Raw genomic sequence first — 19,944 nt, 5'->3', positions numbered from 1 at the left:
TTCCGCGGCCGGTAACCCCGCCGGCCGCGGAACTCATCGCCGAGGAGTCCCATGGCAGCGATCGCCAGAATGCTGGTCCGCCGCGTACTCATCCTGATCCCGCTCCTGCTTGGCGTGATCCTCTTCGTCTTCATCGTCATGCGGTTCTCGCAGAACAAGCCGGAGTACGCCTACTTCGCGGGCGCCAACCCCACCCCCGAGCAGATCCACCAGTTCCAGGTCGAGAACGGCCTGCTGGATCCGCTGCCGCTGCGGTACGTGCGGTTCGTCGCCGATCTGGCACAGGGTGACCTGGGCACCAGCGTGCTCACCAACGCGCCGGTACTGGATTCGGTGCTGACCGCGCTGCCGCTCACCCTCCAGCTCACCTTCCTGGGCCTGCTGGTCGGCGTACTCACCGCGCTGGTCTTCGGGGTCACCGCGGCGATCTTCCGGGACCGCTGGCCGGACCAGCTGATCCGGGTCGTGTCGCTCGGCGGGGTGGCCGCCCCGTCGTTCTGGCTGGCCCTGCTGATGATCCAGTACCTCGCGGTGGAGCAGGGCCTCTTCCCGACCGGCGGCTACGTCAACCCCGCCGACTCGTTCAGCGGGTGGCTGCGGTCGATGACCCTGCCGGCCCTGTCGTTGTCGCTGCCGGTGGCGGCCCAGCTGACCCGGATCGTCCGGACGTCGATGGTCGAGGAACTGGACCGGGACTACGTCCGGACCGCCATCGGCAGCGGCCTGCCGCCGATCGTCGTGGTGGGCCGGAACGTGCTCCGCAACGCCTTGATCAACCCGTTGACCGTGCTGGGTCTGCGGGTCGGCTACCTGCTCGGTGGCGCGGTGGTCATCGAGACCATCTTCTCCCTGCCCGGCATGGGCAAGCTGATGATCGACGGTGTCACCAACGGGGACCCGGCCGTGGTCCAGGGCGTGGTGCTGACCATCGCGACCGGATTCGTGGTGGTCAACCTGGTCGTCGACATCCTCTATCTACTGGTCAACCCGCGACTTCGGAGCGCAGCCTGATGCGACCAGGACTGACGAGACGTCTCGCCCGGCCGGGCGTCAACTTCAAGCGGCTCTCCGCACCCGCCTGGATCTCGCTCGGCGTCATCCTCCTCATCGCGCTCGCCGCGCTCTTCGCCCCGCTGCTCGCGCCGTACTCGCCGCTGGAGCAGGCGGCCGCCGCCGACGGGGCCCCGTCGGCGGAGCACTGGATGGGGCTGGACAGCGCCAACCGGGACATCCTCAGCCGGCTGCTGTACGGGGCGCGGTGGTCGCTGATCATCGGCCTGGGTGCGACCGCCCTGGCCCTGGTCGTCGGCGCGGTGCTCGGTGCCGTCGCGGCCACCTCCCGCAAGTGGGTCGACGAGGGGGTCATGCGGACGCTCGATGTCATCATGGCCTTCCCCGGCATCGCGCTGGCCGCCGTGCTGGTGGCGGTCTTCGGCGGCGGCATCCAGGTGCTCGTACTCGCGATCGCGTTCCTCTACATGCCCTCGGTGACCCGGGTGGTCCGGGCCAACGTGCTGGCCCAGTACGGCGAGGACTACGTGGACGCCGAGAGGGTCATCGGCGCCCGCACGCCGTACATCGTGATCCGGCACGTGGCGATCAACTGCGCCGCGCCGGTGCTGGTGTTCTGCACGGTGATGGTCGCGGACGCGATCGTCTTCGAGGCGTCGCTCTCGTTCATCGGCGCCGGGGTCCGGCCGCCGGACCCGTCCTGGGGCAGCGTCATCGCCGACGGCAAGAACATGGTGCTGCTCGGCGGCTGGTGGGCCACCGTCTTCCCGGGCCTGCTGATCCTGGTCACCGTCCTCGCGCTGAACATCCTCTCCGAGGGGGTCTCCGACGCCTGGGCGGCACCGACGGCCCGGCGGGTGCCCGGCGCGAAGAAGCCGGTCGAGGGCGACGCGTGGGAGCAGGCCGCCCCCGGATCCGGCGAGCTCACCGAGCTGCCCGGCCTGGCCGAGGCGGCGCGGCGGCTGGCCGAACGCGCCCGGCCGCTCCCGTCCGGTCCGCCGATGCTCCAGGTGAAGGAGCTGACCATCGGCTTCGAGGGCCGGCACGACGGGGTGGACATCGTGGCCGGCATCTCGTTCGACGTCCGGCCGGGCGAGGTACTCGGCCTGGTCGGCGAGTCGGGCTGCGGCAAGTCGCTGACCGCGCTGACCGTCATGGGGTTGCAGCCGAGGGGCGCCCGGATCGGCGGCGAGATCCGGTTCGACGGCAAGGATCTGCTGAAGCTGTCCCGCTCGGCCCGCCGGCGGCTGATGGGGCACGACATGGCGATGGTCTACCAGGACGCGCTCTCCTCGCTGAACCCCGCGATGACCATCAAGGCGCAGCTCAAGCAGGTCGTCCGGCGCGGTGGCCGGCGTACCCCGACCGAGCTGCTGGAGATGGTCGGGCTGGACCCGGCCCGGACCCTCTCGGCGTACCCGCACGAGCTTTCCGGAGGGCAGCGGCAGCGGGTGCTCATCGCGATGGCCCTGTCCCGGGATCCGAAGCTGATCGTCGCCGACGAGCCGACCACGGCGCTGGACGTGACGGTACAGGCGCAGGTGATCGAGCTGCTGCTGCGGCTCCGCGCCGAACTCGGGTTCGCGCTCATCCTGGTCTCCCACGACCTGGCCCTGGTCGCCGACGTCACCGACCGGGTGGTGGTGATGTACGGCGGGCAGATCGTCGAGACCGGCGTCACCGCGGCGCTGGTCGGCGCTCCGGCCCACCACTACGCCCGCGGGCTGCTGGGCTCGGTGCTCTCGCTGGAGGCGGGTGCGCGGCGGCTCACCCAGATCCGCGGGGTCGTCCCCTCCCCGGCCGACTTCCCGGCCGGTTGCCGGTTCGCCGACCGCTGCCCGATGGCCACCGAGATCTGCCGTACCGAGGCGCCACGGCTGACCGGTGCGGTGCACGGGCACGCGGTCGCCTGCCACCACCCGGCGATCGAGATCGCGACGCCGGTGGCCGTCGGATCGGAGGCACACTGATGGCGGCGACCCTGCTGGAGCTGCACGACGTACACGTGGTGCACCGGGCGCGGTCCGGCGGGATCTTCTCCCGGGACCGGGTCTACGCGCTCACCGGCGCCGACCTGACCATCGCCGCCGGCGAGACGGTGGGCGTGGTCGGCGAGTCGGGCTGCGGCAAGTCCACTCTGGCCCGGGTACTGGTCGGGCTCCAGCGGCCGACCGACGGCGCGGTGTCGTTCCGCGGCGAGGACGTCTGGTCGATGGCGGACTCCCGGCGCCGGTCCCTGATCGGATCGACCACCGGGATGGTCTTCCAGGATCCGTCCACCGCGCTGAACCGCCGGCTGCCGGTCCGGACGATCCTGCGCGATCCGCTGGATGTGCACCGCCGGGGCGTCCGCCGGGAGCGGGACGAGCGGGTCCGCGAGCTGCTCGACCTGGTCGGACTCCCGTCCAGTGCGGCCGACCTGCTGCCCAGCCAGCTCTCCGGCGGGCAGCGGCAGCGGGTGGCCATCGCCCGGGCGCTCGCGCTGCAACCGGAACTGCTCATCGCCGACGAGCCGACCAGCGCGCTGGACGTCTCGGTCCGGGCGCAGATCCTCAACCTGCTGCTGGACCTGAAGGACCGGCTCGGCCTGGCGCTGGTCTTCGTCTCGCACGACATCCAGACCGTCCGCCGGATGAGCGACCGGGTGGTCACGATGTACCTGGGGCGGATCGTGGAGCAGACGCCCGCGCAGGCCGTACCGCAGCACGCCCGGCACCCGTACACCCGGGCGCTCTTCTCCGCCACACCCGGGCTGCTCTCCCCGATCGACCCGATCCCGCTGGTGGGTCCGGTGCCGTCCGCGACCCGGCCGCCGAGCGGGTGCCCCTTCCGGACCCGCTGCTGGAAGGCGGACGAGGTCTGCGCCTCGGCGATGCCGCCGGTTCAGGGCAGCACCGACCGGCCAGACGACCACCTGTTCCGATGCCATCACCCCGTACTGGACGGGGCGAGCGACCTCGAACTGATCAGCCAAGCCCAGGAGCGAGCATGACCACCGCCAGTGCCCTCACCGGCGTCATCCCCCCGGTGTCCACCCCGTTGACCCCGGACCTCGACGTCGACACCGGGTCGCTGGCCCGGTTGGTGGACCATCTGTTGGCCGGCGGTGTGGACGGGCTCTTCGTGCTGGGCTCCACCTCCGAGGTCGCGTACCTGCCGGACGGTCACCGCAAGGTCGTGCTGGAGACGGTGATCGGGCACGTCGCCGGGCAGGTCCCGGTGTTGGCCGGCGTCATCGACACGACCGCGCTGCGGGTGCTGGACCACGCCCGGGTGGCGGCCGAGGCGGGCGCGGACGGCCTGGTGGCGACCGCGCCGTTCTACACCCGGACCCACCCGGACGAGATCGCCCTGCACTTCCGGACCATCGCGGCCCGCGGCGGACTTCCGCTGTACGCGTACGACCTGCCCGTCTCGGTACACAGCAAGCTCGGCACCGACCTGGTGCTGGAGCTGGCCGCCGAGGGGACGCTCGCCGGGGTCAAGGACTCCAGCGGTGACGAGGCCGGGCTGCGCGGGGTGATCCTCGGGCGCCGGGACCGCCCGGAAATCGGCGCGTTCAGCGTGCTGACCGGCTCCGAGCTGACCGTCGACTCGGCGCTGTGGATGGGAGCCGACGGTGTCGTGCCGGGCCTTGGCAACGTCGACCCGCACGGGTACGCGAGGCTGTTCCGGGCGGCGGGCAAGGGGGACTGGGAGGCGGCCCGCTCCGAGCAGGAGCGCCTGCTGCGCCTGTTCCAGCTCGTGAACGTCGGCGCCGGCCGGATCGGTATGAGCTCCTCGGCGCTGGGCGCCTTCAAGGCGGCGCTGCACCTGCGCGGCATCATCGCGCACCCGACCACGGCGCTGCCGCAGATCCCGCTGAACTCCGACGAGGTCGCCCGGGTCAAGGAGTACCTTGCCGTCGCCGGCCTGGTGTGACCGGGCCCGGCCGCCCGCCCGGCGGGGGTCAAACCGGCTCGGTCAGCGCCTCGACCGGCCGGGCCTCCGCCCGCGCGATGCGTGCCTTCACGTCGCGGAAGTGCAGCCGCATCGCCTCCCGGGCGGCCTCCGGGTCGCGGGCGCGCAGCGCCGCCACGATCCGGCGGTGGTTGACCACGATCTCCGCGGTCCGCTCCTCCGGCGGACCGAGCGCCGGCTCGACCTGGTGGTAGACGTCCCAGAACAGGCCGATCAGCTGGAGCACCAACTCGTTGCCGCACGACTCGTAGAGCAGCGAGTGGAACGCCCGGTCGGCCTCCAGGTCCCGGTCCATGGCGGTGACCAGGGCGTCCAGCGCGGCGATCCGGGGGCCGCTGACGATCTGCGCCACCTGGCCGATCAGCCCGGTCTCGATCAGCTCACGGACCTCGACCAGGTCGTGCAGCGCGCGGATCCCGCCGCCCGGACCGGAGCGCACCCGGAACGCCAGCGACGGGGTGAGCACGTCGAGTGACGCCTGACCGACGAACGTGCCGTAGCCGTGCCGGATCTCGACGATGCCCAGTGCCTGCAGGGCCCGCACCGCCTCGCGCACGCTGTTGCGGCTCGCCCCGAGCAGGTCCATGAGCTGCGGCTCGGTCGGCATCGGCGCGCCGGGGGCCAGGCGGCGCTCGTGGATCAGGGCGACGATGCGCTCCTGTAGCGACCCACCGTTACGCGTACGCATGCTGCCTCCAGGCTCGTCGAAACCTCGGGTCATAACATCCCACCTCTCGGACCCGGAAGGCCAGGCAGTGCGGGAAGTAACACCGGCGACACCGCCCGTACCGGTTGGAAATCAGCCGGACGTACCTGGCTCACCTGCCCGCTCGGCCGCTCGCCCGCCCGCTCGCGGCCGATCCGGCTGAACACAGGTCGTCTCGTCGACCAGGGAGAGCGGCATCGTGGAGATACTGACGTCGGAGACGCTCGGCGGCACCTGGGGTACGATACTGCTCCCCATCCGCGCCGACGAGTCGATCGACTGGGCGCGTCTCGACCCGGCCCTGGACATCCTCGTCGCCGCCGGGCTCGACGGCCTGTACGCGCACGGCACCGCCGGCGAGTTCCACACCCTCGGCGAGGACGAGTACGACCGGGTCAACGAGCTGCTGGCGCGGCGCTGCGAACGGCGCGGCGTGCCGTTCCAGATCGGGGCCAGCCACATGAGCGCGCAGACCTGCCTGGCCCGGGTCGCCCGGGCCCGTACGCTCCGGCCCGGTGCGATCCAGGTGACGCTGCCGGACTGGCTGCCGATGTCGCGCGGCGAGGTGCTGCGCTTCCTGGCCCGGGTCGCGGCCGTCGCCGACCCGGTGCCGCTGGTGCTCTACAACCCGCCGCACGCCAAGACCCAGGTGCCGGCCGAGCTGTACCCGGTGATCCGCCGCGAGGTCCACACACTGAACCTTTTTCAACCTGAACCGCGCGGCGCTCACGCACCGCGTCCGACCTTGCGGTCCACCGGACCGCAAGGGGAGGTTGAAAAAGGTTCACTCATCGGGATCAAGGTCGCCGGCGGCAACGCCGAATGGTACGCCCGGATGCGGCGGCACGCGGGCGGGATCGCGATCTTCGTCGCCGGCCACGACCTGGCGACCGGACGCCGGCACGGCGCCGCCGGCTCGTACTCGAACATCGCCGCACTCAGCCCGGCCGGGGCGATGGCGTGGCAGCGGATGATGGCCGAGCGACCGGACGCCGCACTCGACGTGGAGCGCCGGATCCATGCGTTCTTCACCGAACACATCCAGCCGCTCCAGCGCGGAGGGTACGCCAACTCCGCGCTCGACAAGTTCCTCGCCCACGTCGGCGACTGGGCCGACATCGGCACCCGGGTCCGCTGGCCGTACGCCTCGGTCGACCCCGCACTCGCCGAGCGGCTGCGACCGCTGGCCCGGGAGCGGCTGCCCGAACTCTTCCCGCAGGCGTAGCGCCGACCCACCGTCGATGGCGGGCCGGGCCTTACCGCCACCGCGTGGGCCCGACCCGCCATCGAGGTCCAGAAGACCGTCCCTTCAGGACCGGAGTACCGCCACGCCGCGCGGCGCGACGGTCACCGTGTCGACCGTCCGGTCACGTTCGCCGAGCAGGTCTACCGCCGGGCGGGGAAGGGGTACCGTCACCGGCTCGGTGCCGTGGTTGAGCAGCAGCAGGTACGACCGGTCGTCGCCGTGCCGGACCACCGCCTGCAACCCCTCCGGCAGGTCGGGCAGCACCGGCGCCGCACCGGCCTCGGCGCGGGCGAGGTCCAACACCGCCCGCATCATCGCCGGCTCCGGGCGGGTGGCGAGGTACCAGGCCATCCCGGCGCCGTACCGGTGCCGGGTGACCGCCGGCCGGCCGACCAGCTCCCCGCCGGCAAAGGTCGCGACGACCTCCGCCCCGTCGAGTTCGACCCACTCCGACCAGACCGTGCCGGTGTGCCGCCGTGTGCCGAACTCCAGCGCGACGGTGCCGCCCGCGGGCAGGGGCCAGAACTCGTCCACCCGCAACCCCAGCACGTCGCGGAGCGGGGCCGGGTAGCCGCCCAGGTACGCCCGGTCGCACTCGTCCACGATGCCGGTGAAGAACGACACGACCAGGTGCCCGCCACCGTCGACGTACCGGCGCAGCCGCTGCGCGACCTCGGCGGACATCAGGTAGAGGTTCGGCACGACGACCAGCCGGTATCCGGAGAGGTCCGCGGTCGGCGGCACCACGTCGCAGCAGACGTGCGCGTCGAAGAGCGGGTCGTAGTGCGCCTGCGCCGTCTCCAGCAGGTCCAGCACGGCCGGGTGGGCGTCGGACTCCAGCGCCCACCAGTTGGCCCAGTCGTGCAGCAGCGCGACGTCGGCCCGGACCCGCGTACCGGCCAGCTCGCCGACCTGGGCCAACTCCCGGCCCAGTGCCCGGATCTCCTGGTGCGTACGGGTCCGCGTCCCGCCGTGCGGCACCATCGCCGAGTGGAACTTCTCGGCGCCGCCGACCGCCTGCCGCCACTGGAAGAAGAGCACCGCGTCGGCGCCCTGTGCCACCGCCTGCCAACTCCACAGGCGCATCAGTCCGGGGCCCTTGGGGGCGTTGCGCACCCGCCAGTTCACCGCGCCGGGCGCCTGCTCCATCAGCAGCCACGGCTGTCCGCCGCGGGCCGAGCGGACCAGGTCGTAGCCGAAAGCGGCCGCCGCGTGCGCCCGCGGGTCGTACGGGTCCGGGTAGCTGTCCAGGCTGACCACGTCCTGCTCGGCGGCCCACCGGTACGAGTCGATCGGCTTGTGCAGCAGACCGATGAAGTTCGTGGTCACCGGAGTGGCCGGGGTGTGCCGCCGGACGACGTCGCGCTCGGCCAGATAGCAGGCGAGGATCGCGTCGTTGCTGAACCGGGCGAAGTCGAGCTTCTGTGCCGGGTTGGCGAAGGTGGGCGCGGTACGCGGCGGCAGTACCTCCGCCCAGTCGCCGTACCGCTGGGACCAGAACGTGGTGGACCACGCCTCGTTGAGCGCGTCGAGGTCGCCGTACCGGTCGCGCAGCCAGTCGCGGAAGTCGCTGGCCGACACGTCGCAGTAACAGGCCCGCACGTGGCAGCCGTACTCGTTGCCGATGTGCCACATCCGCAGCGCCGGGTGCCCGGCGTACCGGCCGGCCAGCCGCTCGACCAGCCGGCCCGCGTACCGGCGGTAGATCGGGCTGGACGGGCAGTACTGCTGCCGGCCGCCGGGCCAGAGCCGGACGCCGTCGACCCGCTCGGGCAGCGTCTCCGGGTGGAGCCGGGCGAGCCAGGGCGGCGGCGACGCGGTCATGGTGGCGAGGCTGGCGCCGATTCCGGCGTCGGCGAGGCCGTCCATCACCCGGTCGAACCAGCCGAAGTCGTACTCGCCGGGGCGCGGCTCGACGCTCGCCCAGGAGAAGATGCCGACCGAGACGAGCGAGACGCCGGTGTCGACCATCAGCTTCATGTCCTCGACCCAGACGTCTTCGGTCCACTGCTCGGGGTTGTAGTCCCCACCAAACATGATCTTGGGCATGGTCATCGGACGGGTTTCCCCCTTCGATCGTCGTACCGCGAAAATCCGTCCCGTCGGAGCCGCAGGTAGGATGTCCTCGCCGTTCGGGCAATCCATGACCGGTTTCCGGGCGCCGTCGAGGCGTGGCGACGACGCCACGGCGGTGAACGCCGTCGCCACGCGGTTCCGTGTCGCTCAGCTGACGTTGTCGAACGGAAGGCGCAGCCCGAGCTTGCCGCCGACCGGGAGGTTCCGCCGCTGGACCAGGTCCAGCTCGGTGGCGGTGAGGGCGCGCCGGTAGACACGTACCTCGTCCAGCGTGCCCCGGAAGCGGTCCACGCCGTCGATCCGCTGCCCGATGTGCAGCCCGCCGGTGCCGAACTCCCTGCCCAGGGTCAGCGAGCCGGCCGGGGCCGGCGCCGACGAGACCTGGAGGCCGTCCACCAGCAGCCGGAGCTCGCCGCGCGCCCGTTGCAGCACCACGAAGTGCCACTGCCCGTCGTTGTACGCGCTCTGCGACTGCACGGTGACGTCGAACCGGTCGACCGCGAGGATCGCCCGGATGCGGTTGCTGGCCGGTTCGGCCCGCAGCCACAGCGCCGGCGGGTTGGTGCCGCGGTCCACCCGGTGGAACCAGAGGATCGCGTGCGCGCCGGTCCGGTCCGAGTACCGGATCCAGGAGGTCAGCGTGAAGTCGTTTCCGCCGAGGTCGATCGAGTCGTCGAACTCCACCTCCACCCGGTCGTCGACCCGGTCCAGGCTCAGCCCGTTGCCGAACCGCCCGTCGGTGGTCTGCGCACCGCCGCGGACGTACGCCTCGTTGCGGTACGGCGACACGTCCGGGGTGGTCGGCCCGGGTGCCGGCGGTCCGGGGATGCCGGGCGGGGCGCCGTTCGGGGTCTCCAGGTACGCCTCGTTGAACCGCGCGAACCGGATCTGCTCGTACGGCGTGACGGTGCCGGCCTCGTACATCAGCGCCGCCTCGTCACCGTCCAGGCGCACCAGGTCCGAGTATGCCGACGGCCCCCAGTAGAAGACCTTGCCCTGGTCCCAGGTCTCGAACCTGCGCCCCTCGTCGTAGGAGGAACGGATCCCCATCGCCTCCCGGGCGCCGGGGTGCATCGGCGAGGAGTAGAGGATGCGGTCGTCGTCGAACCGCAGCAGCGATGCCTGCACGTCCGTCGTCGCCGGCGCCGGCACGGTACGGAACGGCGCGTCCCAGGTCTCGCCGCTGTCGCTGCTGATCGCGTACGCCCGGTTGCCGCCGTCGGTGCCGCGCTCGCGGGCCGACGCGTAGATCCGCCCGTCGGTGAGCTCGACGACGGTGAGCTCCTGGGCGATGACCGTACCGTCGTCGCGGGAGGTCTCCGCGCCGATGTTCCAGGTCAGTCCGCTGTCGTCGCTGTAGAGCAGGTGCGAGCCGTAGACGTGTGCGCCGACCCGGTCCCAGCTCTCGAAGCTCGCCCCGACGACCAGCCGCCCGGCGTGCGGGCCGTGCTCGAGCTGGATGCCGTGCATCGGGCCGGTGGCGTACCAGAAGTTCCACTCCGGACGCTTGCCCTCGGTCATCTCCCGGGCGGCCGTCCAGGTCGCCCCGTGGTCGTCGCTGTGCTGCACCCAGGGATCCCGGTCGCAGCCGTTCGGACACGGCTCCGCGCCGTTGTGCGTGCTCACCAGCACCACCCGGCCGGTACGCCGGTCGACGATCGGGACCGGGTTGCCGTGGGTGGTGCCGTTGCCCTCGGAGAGCACCTGGAGCGGTCCCCACGTCCGACCGCCGTCGGCGGAGCGGCGCAGCACGAGGTCGATGTCCTCGTCGTCGCCACAGTCCTTCACCCGCCCCTCGGCGAACGCCAGGAGCATGCCGTTCGTCGCCCGCACCACGCCGGGGATCCGGAAGCACGCGTAGCCGAAGTCGCCCTGCTTGTAGAGCACCTGCTCGTCCACGAACGGCGCGTTCTCGCCGATCGCGCCGGCGTCGAACCGGCCTGCCGGGACCGCACCCGCCGGGGCGCCGAATCCGCTGAGGAGCAGGCCGGCGAGGACCGACACGGCACCCGCCCGCCGGCACCGGAGGCGCCCGGTACGACCCTCCGGAGGATGACCACCCCGCATGTCGCCGCCCTTCCTAGCAAGAGGAGGTTGTGACGCAACATCCTACGTCCAACGTGGGATGTTAACTAGACAGCGCAGACATGTTCCCGACGTGTAGCGGACCGGTCGATATTCGGTGCGCCGGTGACTACGGCAGGACCGAACAGCAGTGCGTGGCCGCACTCCCCCGTCGCCCAACCGTCCCGTCGGGTCGATCAGGATCTCGCGGTTGGCCTGGAACCGGCCACCGGGGTCGGCGGCCGGGCGGACACGCCGCAGCGCTGCCCAGGCTTCGAGGGCCGAGGCGGAACCGGCGGTCGGAGCCACCTGAGCTGCGGGTGCAACGACTGAAGCCGTCCTGTCCGCGACGGAGGTTCCGACAGCAGCACCCCCGAATGCATGATCATGCGAGGCTGTGCATATACTATTGGTCGTGTCCAAGGTACTCACCTCCCTGCCTGTCGGTGAACGTGTCGGGATCGCCTTCTCCGGAGGCCTCGACACCTCGGTAGCGGTCGCGTGGATGCGCGACCGGGGCGCCGTGCCCTGCACATACACCGCCGACGTCGGCCAGTACGACGAGCCCGACATCGAATCGGTGCCGGGGCGCGCGATGGCGTACGGCGCGGAGGTCGCCCGGCTGGTCGACTGCCGGGCGGCACTGGTCGAGGAGGGGCTGGCCGCTCTGGCCTGCGGCGCCTTCCACATCCGGTCCGGTGGCCGCACCTACTTCAACACCACGCCCCTCGGCCGCGCCGTCACCGGCACCCTGCTGGTGCGCGCGATGCTCGAGGACGGCGTGCAGATCTGGGGGGACGGCTCCACCTTCAAGGGCAACGACATCGAGCGGTTCTACCGGTACGGCCTGCTCGCCAATCCCTCGCTTCGGATCTACAAGCCGTGGCTGGACGCCGACTTCGTCGGTGAACTCGGCGGCCGCAAGGAGATGTCGGAGTGGCTGCTCGCCCACGGCCTGCCCTACCGGGACAGCGTGGAGCGGGCGTACTCGACCGACGCCAACCTCTGGGGCGCGACGCACGAGGCCAAGACCCTGGAGCACCTCGACGCCGGCATCGAGATCGTCGATCCGATCATGGGTCTGCGGTTCTGGGACCCGGCGGTGGAGATCGTCCCCGAGGACGTCACCATCGGGTTCGCGCAGGGTAGGCCGGTGACGATCAACGGCAAGGAGTTCGCCTCCGCCATCGACCTGGTGCTGGAGGCCAACGCCATCGGCGGCCGGCACGGGCTGGGCATGTCCGACCAGATCGAGAACCGGGTCATCGAGGCCAAGAGCCGGGGCATCTACGAGGCGCCGGGCATGGCGTTGCTGCACGCGGCGTACGAACGGCTGGTCAACGCGATCCACAACGAGGACACCCTGGCCAGCTACCACACCGAGGGACGGAAGCTCGGCCGGCTGCTGTACGAGGGCCGCTGGCTCGACCCGCAGGCGTTGATGCTGCGCGAGTCGCTACAACGCTGGGTCGGTACGGCGGTCACCGGCGAGGTGACCCTGCGACTGCGACGCGGCGAGGACTACTCGGTCCTGGACACCTCGGGTCCGGCGTTCAGCTACCACCCCGACAAACTGTCGATGGAGCGGACGGAGGACTCCGCCTTCGGCCCGGTCGACCGGATCGGCCAGCTCACCATGCGCAACCTCGATATCGCCGACTCGCGCGCCAAGCTTGAGCAGTACGCCCGGCTCGGCATGGTCGGGGGCAGTCCGCACCCGGCCCTGCTCGGTGCGGCCCAGCCGACCTCGACCGGGCTGATCGGCGCGATGCCCGAGGGCGGCGCCGAGGCGATCGCCTCCCGTGGCGAGGTCTCCGACGTCGACAAGCTGCTCGACCACGCCGCGATGGAGGCGGGCACCGACTGACTGCCGGGTCCGTTCCGGGGTACGGCAGGCGCGATCGGGCGTCGCCGTACCAGGCGCATGCCCGGGCGTCGTACGTAATTGTGAGTAGAAGACTGTTCAACCAGGAGCGGACGCACCGGCCGAGGTTCCCCACCACACTCCCTGCATGAATCTGATCGCGCGGAACCGTCTCTTCTGGGTGGTGGCCCCGGCCATCCTGACGGCCATGGTGCTCCCGCCAGCGTCGAGCGCCGAGCCTTCGCGAACGCGCCAGCCGGACCGAGCCGTCCTCGCCGGCATCGCAGCGACAGAGGCCAGCACCGCAGAGCCAGAGGTGCGGGTCGAGGCGGGCACCCTGCGCGGCGAGGCCGGCACCGGAGTCGTCCGCTTCTCCGGGGTTCCGTACGCCACTGCGCCGGTCGGCAACCGGCGCTGGACCGCAGCTAAGCCGGCACGACCGTGGATCGGGGTGCGAGATGCGACAAGCCCCGGCCCCATCTGCCCGCAAGCCGGCCGTGACGAGCAGAACCAGCCGATCGTCATGGGCGAGGAGGACTGCCTCTACCTCGATGTCGTTACGCCGAGCAGACCGAGTCGGCCGGGTCGCCTGCCGGTGATCGTGTGGCTGCACGGAGGCAACTTCAACTCCGGCGCGGGCTCGCAGTTCGACGGCGCCCGCATCGCCACCGGCGGCGACGTCGTCGTGGTCACCGTCAACTATCGACTCGGCGCGCTCGGTTTCCTGTCCTCGGCTTCGCTCGACGGCGAGGGCACCATCTCGGGAAACTACGGCCTGCTCGACCAGGCCGAGGCGCTGCGATGGGTCCGCCGTAACATCACGGCGTTCGGTGGTGACCCGACCCGGGTGACCCTTGCGGGCCAGTCGGCCGGCGCCCGCGCGATCTGTGCTCACCTCTCCTCGCCAACGTCGCGCGGTCTGTTCCAGCGGGCGATCCTGCAGAGCGGCGCGTGTGCCAACCCGGTCATGACAAGGACCGACGCCGACCGCAAGGGCGTCGAGGCGATCCGCCAGGCTGGTTGTGACGACGCCGCGGACATCGCCGGGTGTCTGCGGTCGGTCCCGGTCGGGGACCTGGTCCACGTCCTGGCCGATCCCGACCGGCCCGTGACCGGACAGCGCCGAGACGATCCCTGGGGACCGGTCGCCGGCACACCCTTCCTGCCACGACAGCCGATCGACGCTATCCGGCACGGCACGGCGGCCCGCGTTCCCCTGCTGATCGGCAGTACCCACGACGAGATGCGCGGATTCGTGCTCACCGCGCACCGTGACCTGACCGCCGAGGGCTATGCCGAGGTGATCCGTTCCGCCTTCGGCAATCGTGCCGAGGACGTGTTGCGGGAGTACCTGGCTGATGACTTCGCCAGTCCGGCGCTGGCGCTGGCGACCGTGCTGACCGACTGGGGCGGTGGCATCGGCGCCTGCCCGGTACTCGAGACGGCCCGGACCGCAAGCCGGTACGCGCCCGTGTACGCCTACGAGTTTCTCGACGGCGCTCCGCCGTTCGGCGCGTACCACGGCTGGGACCTGCCGTTCCTCTGGGACACCTCCATCCCCCGGAGCCAGTATCCGGACTACACGGAGATGACCCCCGAGCAACGGCGGCTGAGCCAGGCGATGATCGACTACTGGACGACATTCGCGCACCGCGGCGACCCGAACACCGCTGGCCGGACTCCATGGGCACGCGCCCACCGCGGAACAACCGCCGTGCTCGGCCTCGCCACGGACACGATCGCATCGACTCCCTTCGCCACCGACCACAGGTGCCGATTCTGGGACGGCATTTGATCCACCCTCGCCGTCGACCCCAACGGCTTGGCCAGAAACGCCGCTCGCTCCGCGGGAGCGGGGCGAAGGTCTGCCTACTCGCTGTCCCGGGTGGTGGCACCGTACCGCTCGTCGGCGCGACTGCGGTGGGAGTCGCGGGCGGCGGCGCGGAGGAAGGCGTTGTAGCGGGCGAGGTCGTCCTCCTCTCCCGTGGCGTCGGCGCGGTCGGCGGCCCGGTCGAGCCGGGCCTGTTCGCGCTGGTCGGCGCGGATCCACTGCCGGAGCAGGATGATCATGACGATGGCGGCCGGGAGTTCGCCGAAGGCCCAGGCGATACCGGCGCCGAGACGCTGGTCGGCCAGCAGGGAGGATGCCCAGTCGGGATGGACGGCGGTGTACCAGTCCGGGGCGATGACGGTGCTCGACTGCATCAGGACCAGGCCGAAGAAGCCGTGTGCCATCATGGCCGCGAAGTGGACGATCACCAGCAGGGGTGGGGCGAGTCGTGGCCGTCCCGGGTCGACGCCGATGAGTACCCAGAAGAGCAGGTATCCGGCGATGACGAAGTGGGTGAGCATGGCCAGGTGGCCGAGGTGGTAGCGCATCAGGGTGCCGAGCAGGTCGCTGAAGTACAGGCCGAAGAGGCTGGCCGTGTAGATGCCGAGCGCGATCAGCGGATGGGTCAGCAGCCGGAGCGGTCGACTGTGGATCAGCAGTAGCAGCCATTCCCGGGCGCCGCGCATCTGCCGGTCGGCGGGCCGGCGCAGCGCCCGTAACGCCAGGGTGATCGGCGCGCCGCAGACGAGCAGGATCGGTACCGCCATCGACAGCACCATGTGCTGGACCATGTGCGCGCTGAACAGCACGTAGGCGTAGCGGGCGATGCCGAGGTTGGTGACGGCGCCGAGTAGCAGCATTCCCGCCAGCCAGCTCGCGGTGCGCGATGGCGGCCACCGGTGCCCGGCGCGGTGCAGCCGCCATACCCCGGTGAGGTAACCGGCGACCGCGAGGGCGCAGCCGGTGAGGAAGAACATGTCCGGCAGCGGGTCGCCGAGCAGCCGGACCGGGGTGGGCGGGGCGGGTGGGGTGAAGCCGAGCAGTTCGACCAGCGGGTCCGCGTCGACCGGGTCGGTCGGGATCGGGGTGGGGCTGCGCGACAGCGCCACCGCCAGGCCGAAGGTCGCGGCGAAGAGCACCAGTTCGCCGGCGGCGAGCCTGACGAACGCGGCGCGTTCTCCGGCGCGCAGCGCGGCGAGCGTACGGCAGCGGTGTGCCGCGCCGAGCCCGCCGAGCGCCAGCAGGGCGGCGAGTTTGCCGAGGATCAGCCAGCCGTAGCGGGACTGCCAGAGCTGGTCCCGGGCGCCGAGGCGTACCCAGGCATTGGCCAGGCCGCTGACCGCGACGGCGACGAAGCAGGCCAGGGCCAGCCGGCTGTACCGGGCGGCGGCGTCGGCGAGCGGCCGGTGACGGCGCACCACCAGCAGCGCGGCCAGCCCTCCGACCCAGACGGTGGCGGCGAGGATGTGCAGGGCCAGGCTGGTCACCGCGACCTGGTGGTTGCCGGCGCCGGCGGCGTGCCCGGTGAACGCGGGCGGCAGTACCGCCACCAGGGCGAGTCCGGCGGTGGTCGCGGCGGTCGCCCGGGACACGCCGGTCCAGGCCAGTACCGCGACCAGCCCGGCCAGCCCGGCTTGGAGCAGCAGGGCCTGTCCCTGGGAGATCGAGGTGGCGAAGCTGACCACGGTCGCGGCACCGAGTTGCGACGGCGGGGCGCCGAGCAGGTCCGAGACGGTCAGCACGATCAGGACGAGGGCGGTCGCGGCCCAGCCGGCGGCCAGCGCGGTGACCCGGCGCAGCAGCAGGTATCCGGGCGCGGAGACGCTGGGGCCGTCGCCGGGCAGTAGGAACGCGGCGGTTACCGCCAGCCCGACGGTGAGGGTGGCCAGCACGTCGCCCAGCAGCCGGACCATCGGCAGGGCGTAGCCGGTGACCGGGCCCGGGTCGGGCAGGCCGGTGATCGTGGCGGCGTTGAGACCGTCTCCGGCGGCGAGCGCGAGTAAGAGCACGCCGAGCCCGGCCAGCCCGGCACCGGCGGGCAGCCAGTATTGCCTGCGGGCCGGGCGGGAGACCGGCGCAGCGGGAGTGGTCGTGCCCTGCCGCGATCCGGTACTCACCGCGCCGGGATCCGGCGCCGTCGGCGTACCAGGACGAACCCGGCGCCGACCAGCGCGACGCCGAGTCCGGCCGCACCGGCCCCCCACAGCCCGGCTCCGGCGCCGGTATCCGCGGTCGGCACTCCGGCGGCCGGCGACACGGACGGGCCGTCGGCGGTTGCCGGCGGGGCGGCCGGTTCGCCGGTCGGCTCCAGTGCCGGGGCCAGCGCGACAGTGAACCGGAACTGTCCCTGGATCGGGTGCCCGTCGGCGGAGACCACCCGGTACGCGACCCGGTAGCTTCCGGACCGTACCGGCTCGACGGGCAGGTGTACCCGCTTGTCGGCCGCCCGTGGCTGGCCGGCGCCGTGCCGGACCCCGTCCGGACCGGTCACCACCACGGTGCTGAAGTTGCCCCGGACCAGCTCGTTGAAGGTGAGCGTGATCTCGTCGAGTTGGGTGGTCACGGTCGAGTCGGCCCGGGGGTCGCTGCCCAGCAGTTGGGCGTGCGCAGCCGCCGGGCGGGCTCCCAGCAGCCCGCCCGCGGCGGCGCCGGTGACCGCGAGTACGGCCAGCGCCACCAGCCTTCGTCCGACGCCTCGCATCGGCCGTCCTTCCTCGTCATTGCTCGGCATCTTGCCGGTCACCCCAGCACCTGTTCGCCGATCCAGCCCCCGGGCTCGCAGCCAGGGGGGATCGCGAAGACCGCGGAGCCGATCGGGGTGATCCAGTCGTTGAGCAGGTCCCGCTCGGCGAGCCGGCGCTGGATCGGCAGGTACTGCCGCTCGATGTCGGCCTGGTAGGCGGCGAAGATCAGGCCACTGTCCGCCCGTCCGGTCGCGTCCGGCACCCCGTCGTAGTTGTACGGCCGGCGCAGGATCTTGAGCCGGTCGTCCATCACCCGGGCCCGGGTCACGTGCGCGAAGTCCGGCATGACCGGCAGCCCTGCCTCGTTCAGGGCGGAGAAGTCGGGCTCGTCCTGCTCGTGCCGGCCGCTCAGCGGCGCACCGGTGTCCAGGCGCCGGCCGACCGCGAGTTCCTTGTCGGCCCGGCCGAGCTTGTCCCAGGTCTCCAACTCGGCCCGGATCCGCCGCAGCACCAGGGTGCTGCCGTCGCGCAGCCAGTCCGGGCCGTCGCCGACCCAGACCGACTGCGCGAACGCCGCGCTGCCGGGACGGGGATTGGCGGTCCCGTCGAGCTGGCCCATGACGTTGCGCTGGGTGTGCCCGTCGGCCTGCGCACCGCGACTGCGCCGGAAGCCGCGCTGCACCCAGCGGACGGCGGCGAACGGCCGGGCGTCCTTGACCAGCATCCGCTGCGCGTGCGTGACCGTCAGCGGGTCGTCGGAGCAGACCTGCACCAGCAGGTCACCACCGGACCAGGCCGGTTGCAGCCGGTCGATCTCGAAGACGGGCAGTTCGGCGACGGACGGCGGCCGACGGTCTTCCCGGCCGGCCGCCACGTACAGGCCGGGGCCGAACCCGAAGGTGATGGTGAGCCGGGCCGGCAGCACGGCGAGTTCCGGTTCGGTGTCGGCCAGCGGCGCCCGGCCCTGGGTCAGCCGGGCGGCGTCGTCGGTGAGCAGCCGCATCAGCCGGCCCAGCGCCGCCCGGTCGACTCCCCGGTGCAGGGTGAAGGCGACGAAGGACGCGTGCGCCTGCGGGTCGGTGGCGATACCGGCCTGCCGGGCGCCGTGGAACGGCTCGACATCCGTACCGACGGCGGTGGCGGCGCCCGGGTCGAGCGGTACCGGTGCCGGTGGCTGCCGGCCGGCGGCCGTCGCGGCGACGCCCGCCGCCCCGGCGACCGCGCCACCGACTCCCAGGGCACCGCCGGTGAGCAGGCGCCGACGGCTCACCGTGCGGGTCTGCGCGGGTTCGGTCACGGCGTCGGGCTCATCGTCATCTGCTGGCCGGGGGTCATCGGCATGCCCGAACTCGGGTCGTAGCTCTCCTCGGCGCCGGTGAACGGCTTCGCCACCGCGGTGAACCCGGTGGTCTTCCCGTCGGCAAAGGTGAGGGTGAAGGTCAGCTCGTCACCGGCCCGGACCGGCTTGCTCAGGTCCATCAGCATCAGATGGTCGCCGCCGGGCTCCAGCACGTGGCTGCCACCGGCCTTGATCGTGATCCCGCCGGTCTTCGGCTGCATCACCATCTTGCCGTCTTTCATCGTCATCTCGTGCAGTTCCATCGGGGAGACACTGGTGCTCACACCGGTGATGGTGAGATCGCTGGCGGTGTTGTTGACCAGGGTCCCGAAGGCCGCCGTCATACCCTTGTCGGCCGCCTTGACCCACGGGTCCCGCACCATGAACACGGCGCTGTCGGTGGTCGCCGACGCCGCCGGGCTGGGCGCGGCCGCTGGTGTGTCGGCGGTTCCGCCGCAGCCCGTCGCGGCGAGCACCGCCACCACGGTGACAGCGAACCTGACCGCCCCGCGTCGTACGCCGGGTGATACCGACCTGCGCATCTGCATTTCCTCCGGTTCTCGCTTCTCGTTCTACTACTGGTCGTCGTGGACCGGTGGTTGGTTCCAGCCCGTTGATCCGCTTCGGCGGGCCGGTCAGGGCCCGGGCCGGGCACCCGGCGGGGGTCGGCGGTGCGGACCCTGCCGTCCGTCTCCCGGGTGGCGGGTAGCGCGACCGCCGCGGGAGCGGTGCGAGGGGAACCGGACCGCCTCCTCGCCCTGCCAAGCAACGCCTTCGACAAGTTGCGGGACATCCGGTCGATCAGCGAGTACGGGTTCAAGCGTGCAGCCGGTCTGGCATCGGTGCGGCGTACCGTGCCGGCGCATGTTGATCGCAACCAGCCGGCACGGCGGCCGTGGTCCGCGCGGTGGCGTCCCGGAACGGATCGCGGCGCTGACCCTCTTCCCCGTGATCACCGGTCAGACCGGGCCGGAGCCGATCTTCCAGCAGGCGGCCGACCTCGACCTCGAACCGATCGAGAGCCGGACGCTCGACGGCCACCGGGCCAGACACTCGCGTGGACTCATCTCGGTGTCAGACGTCATCGTGTAGCTGCTGCGCAAGATAGTCGTCCAGATGCGGGTCGTCCGGGTTGGCGAGGACGTGCGTGATCCACTGGCCTT

Annotated in this window: 15 protein-coding genes; 8 read left to right on the top strand and 7 right to left on the bottom strand. The window is 71.8% G+C overall.

Annotation, left to right across the window (positions count from 1 at the left end):
- Positions 1-51 precede the first annotated feature (51 nt).
- The 4 genes from ACQEVC_RS27980 to ACQEVC_RS27965 are packed head-to-tail and all read left to right on the top strand — an operon-like array spanning position 52 to position 4,932.
- Positions 52-1,011, top strand: coding sequence for an ABC transporter permease (locus ACQEVC_RS27980; protein ID WP_432883172.1), 960 nt, complete (start codon positions 52-54; stop codon positions 1,009-1,011).
- Positions 1,011-2,981, top strand: a complete 1,971-nt coding sequence (locus tag ACQEVC_RS27975) for a dipeptide/oligopeptide/nickel ABC transporter permease/ATP-binding protein (protein WP_432883169.1) — start codon at positions 1,011-1,013, stop codon at positions 2,979-2,981. The genes ACQEVC_RS27980 and ACQEVC_RS27975 overlap by 1 nt, the downstream gene beginning before the upstream one ends.
- Positions 2,981-4,003, top strand: a complete 1,023-nt coding sequence (locus ACQEVC_RS27970; RefSeq protein ID WP_432883166.1) for an oligopeptide/dipeptide ABC transporter ATP-binding protein — start codon at positions 2,981-2,983, stop codon at positions 4,001-4,003. The genes ACQEVC_RS27975 and ACQEVC_RS27970 overlap by 1 nt, the downstream gene beginning before the upstream one ends.
- Positions 4,000-4,932 carry a dihydrodipicolinate synthase family protein gene (locus tag ACQEVC_RS27965; RefSeq protein ID WP_432883163.1) on the top strand — a complete coding sequence of 311 codons (933 nt, stop codon included), beginning with the start codon at positions 4,000-4,002 and terminating at the stop codon, positions 4,930-4,932. Before ACQEVC_RS27970 ends, ACQEVC_RS27965 begins: the two co-directional genes overlap by 4 nt.
- 28 nt (positions 4,933-4,960) lie before the next feature.
- Here ACQEVC_RS27965 and ACQEVC_RS27960 read toward each other — a convergent pair whose 3' ends face one another.
- Positions 4,961-5,659, bottom strand: coding sequence for a FadR/GntR family transcriptional regulator (locus tag ACQEVC_RS27960; protein WP_432883161.1), 699 nt, complete (start codon positions 5,657-5,659; stop codon positions 4,961-4,963).
- A 217-nt stretch (positions 5,660-5,876) separates the two neighbouring features.
- Here ACQEVC_RS27960 and ACQEVC_RS27955 point away from each other — a divergent pair, with 217 nt between their 5' ends.
- Positions 5,877-6,902 carry a dihydrodipicolinate synthase family protein gene (locus ACQEVC_RS27955; RefSeq protein ID WP_432883158.1) on the top strand — a complete coding sequence of 342 codons (1,026 nt, stop codon included), beginning with the start codon at positions 5,877-5,879 and terminating at the stop codon, positions 6,900-6,902.
- An 84-nt stretch (positions 6,903-6,986) separates the two neighbouring features.
- Here ACQEVC_RS27955 and ACQEVC_RS27950 read toward each other — a convergent pair whose 3' ends face one another.
- Positions 6,987-8,978, bottom strand: coding sequence for a beta-galactosidase (locus tag ACQEVC_RS27950; RefSeq protein WP_432883156.1), 1,992 nt, complete (start codon positions 8,976-8,978; stop codon positions 6,987-6,989).
- Between the two features lie 168 nt (positions 8,979-9,146).
- On the bottom strand, positions 9,147-11,003 hold the full coding sequence (locus ACQEVC_RS27945; RefSeq protein WP_432883154.1) for an exo-alpha-sialidase: 1,857 nt from the start codon (positions 11,001-11,003) through the stop codon (positions 9,147-9,149).
- Between the two features lie 475 nt (positions 11,004-11,478).
- Here ACQEVC_RS27945 and argG point away from each other — a divergent pair, with 475 nt between their 5' ends.
- Entirely contained in the window at positions 11,479-12,930 is a 1,452-nt protein-coding gene (gene argG / locus ACQEVC_RS27940; RefSeq protein ID WP_432883151.1) for an argininosuccinate synthase, read from the top strand.
- Positions 12,931-13,075: 145 nt separating this feature from the next.
- Complete coding sequence (locus ACQEVC_RS27935) at positions 13,076-14,722, top strand: carboxylesterase/lipase family protein (RefSeq protein ID WP_432883148.1); 1,647 nt, start codon at positions 13,076-13,078, stop codon at positions 14,720-14,722.
- Between the two features lie 74 nt (positions 14,723-14,796).
- Here ACQEVC_RS27935 and ACQEVC_RS27930 read toward each other — a convergent pair whose 3' ends face one another.
- From ACQEVC_RS27930 to ACQEVC_RS27915, 4 genes are read right to left on the bottom strand one after another with little or no spacing between them, the layout of a single operon-like run.
- Positions 14,797-16,875, bottom strand: a complete 2,079-nt coding sequence (locus tag ACQEVC_RS27930; protein ID WP_432883144.1) for a cytochrome c oxidase assembly protein — start codon at positions 16,873-16,875, stop codon at positions 14,797-14,799.
- Complete coding sequence (locus ACQEVC_RS27925; protein WP_432883141.1) at positions 16,872-17,459, bottom strand: copper resistance CopC family protein; 588 nt, start codon at positions 17,457-17,459, stop codon at positions 16,872-16,874. Before ACQEVC_RS27925 ends, ACQEVC_RS27930 begins: the two co-directional genes overlap by 4 nt.
- A gap of 38 nt (positions 17,460-17,497) precedes the next feature.
- Complete coding sequence (locus tag ACQEVC_RS27920) at positions 17,498-18,712, bottom strand: Dyp-type peroxidase (RefSeq protein WP_432891728.1); 1,215 nt, start codon at positions 18,710-18,712, stop codon at positions 17,498-17,500.
- A gap of 23 nt (positions 18,713-18,735) precedes the next feature.
- Positions 18,736-19,323: a copper chaperone PCu(A)C gene (locus ACQEVC_RS27915; RefSeq protein WP_432883139.1), complete on the bottom strand. Its 588-nt coding sequence runs from the start codon at positions 19,321-19,323 to the stop codon at positions 18,736-18,738.
- A 322-nt stretch (positions 19,324-19,645) separates the two neighbouring features.
- Between ACQEVC_RS27915 and ACQEVC_RS27910 the strand changes: the two genes are divergently transcribed.
- The gene (locus ACQEVC_RS27910) at positions 19,646-19,873 is read left to right on the top strand and encodes a hypothetical protein (protein ID WP_432883137.1); all 228 of its coding nucleotides are present in this window, start codon (positions 19,646-19,648) and stop codon (positions 19,871-19,873) included.
- The last annotated feature ends 71 nt before the right edge of the window (positions 19,874-19,944 follow it).

This window comes from Plantactinospora sp. CA-294935 (assembly GCF_050936445.1).
Classification (GTDB): Bacteria; Actinomycetota; Actinomycetes; order Mycobacteriales; family Micromonosporaceae; genus Plantactinospora.
The sequence above is the reverse complement of the archived record's forward strand: the minus strand, read 5'-3'. Positions and strand labels throughout refer to the sequence as shown.

Bases quoted from the DNA above. Each gene is read 5' to 3' on its own strand.
- ACQEVC_RS27915 (WP_432883139.1), bottom strand. From the start codon at position 19,323: ATGCGCAGGTCGGTATCACCCGGCGTACGACGCGGGGCGGTCAGGTTC.
- ACQEVC_RS27975 (WP_432883169.1), top strand. From the start codon at position 1,011: ATGCGACCAGGACTGACGAGACGTCTCGCCCGGCCGGGCGTCAACTTC.
- ACQEVC_RS27970 (WP_432883166.1), top strand. From the start codon at position 2,981: ATGGCGGCGACCCTGCTGGAGCTGCACGACGTACACGTGGTGCACCGG.
- ACQEVC_RS27925 (WP_432883141.1), bottom strand. From the start codon at position 17,459: ATGCGAGGCGTCGGACGAAGGCTGGTGGCGCTGGCCGTACTCGCGGTC.
- ACQEVC_RS27910 (WP_432883137.1), top strand. From the start codon at position 19,646: ATGTTGATCGCAACCAGCCGGCACGGCGGCCGTGGTCCGCGCGGTGGC.
- ACQEVC_RS27965 (WP_432883163.1), top strand. From the start codon at position 4,000: ATGACCACCGCCAGTGCCCTCACCGGCGTCATCCCCCCGGTGTCCACC.
- ACQEVC_RS27950 (WP_432883156.1), bottom strand. From the start codon at position 8,978: ATGACCATGCCCAAGATCATGTTTGGTGGGGACTACAACCCCGAGCAG.
- ACQEVC_RS27935 (WP_432883148.1), top strand. From the start codon at position 13,076: ATGAATCTGATCGCGCGGAACCGTCTCTTCTGGGTGGTGGCCCCGGCC.
- ACQEVC_RS27960 (WP_432883161.1), bottom strand. From the start codon at position 5,659: ATGCGTACGCGTAACGGTGGGTCGCTACAGGAGCGCATCGTCGCCCTG.
- ACQEVC_RS27980 (WP_432883172.1), top strand. From the start codon at position 52: ATGGCAGCGATCGCCAGAATGCTGGTCCGCCGCGTACTCATCCTGATC.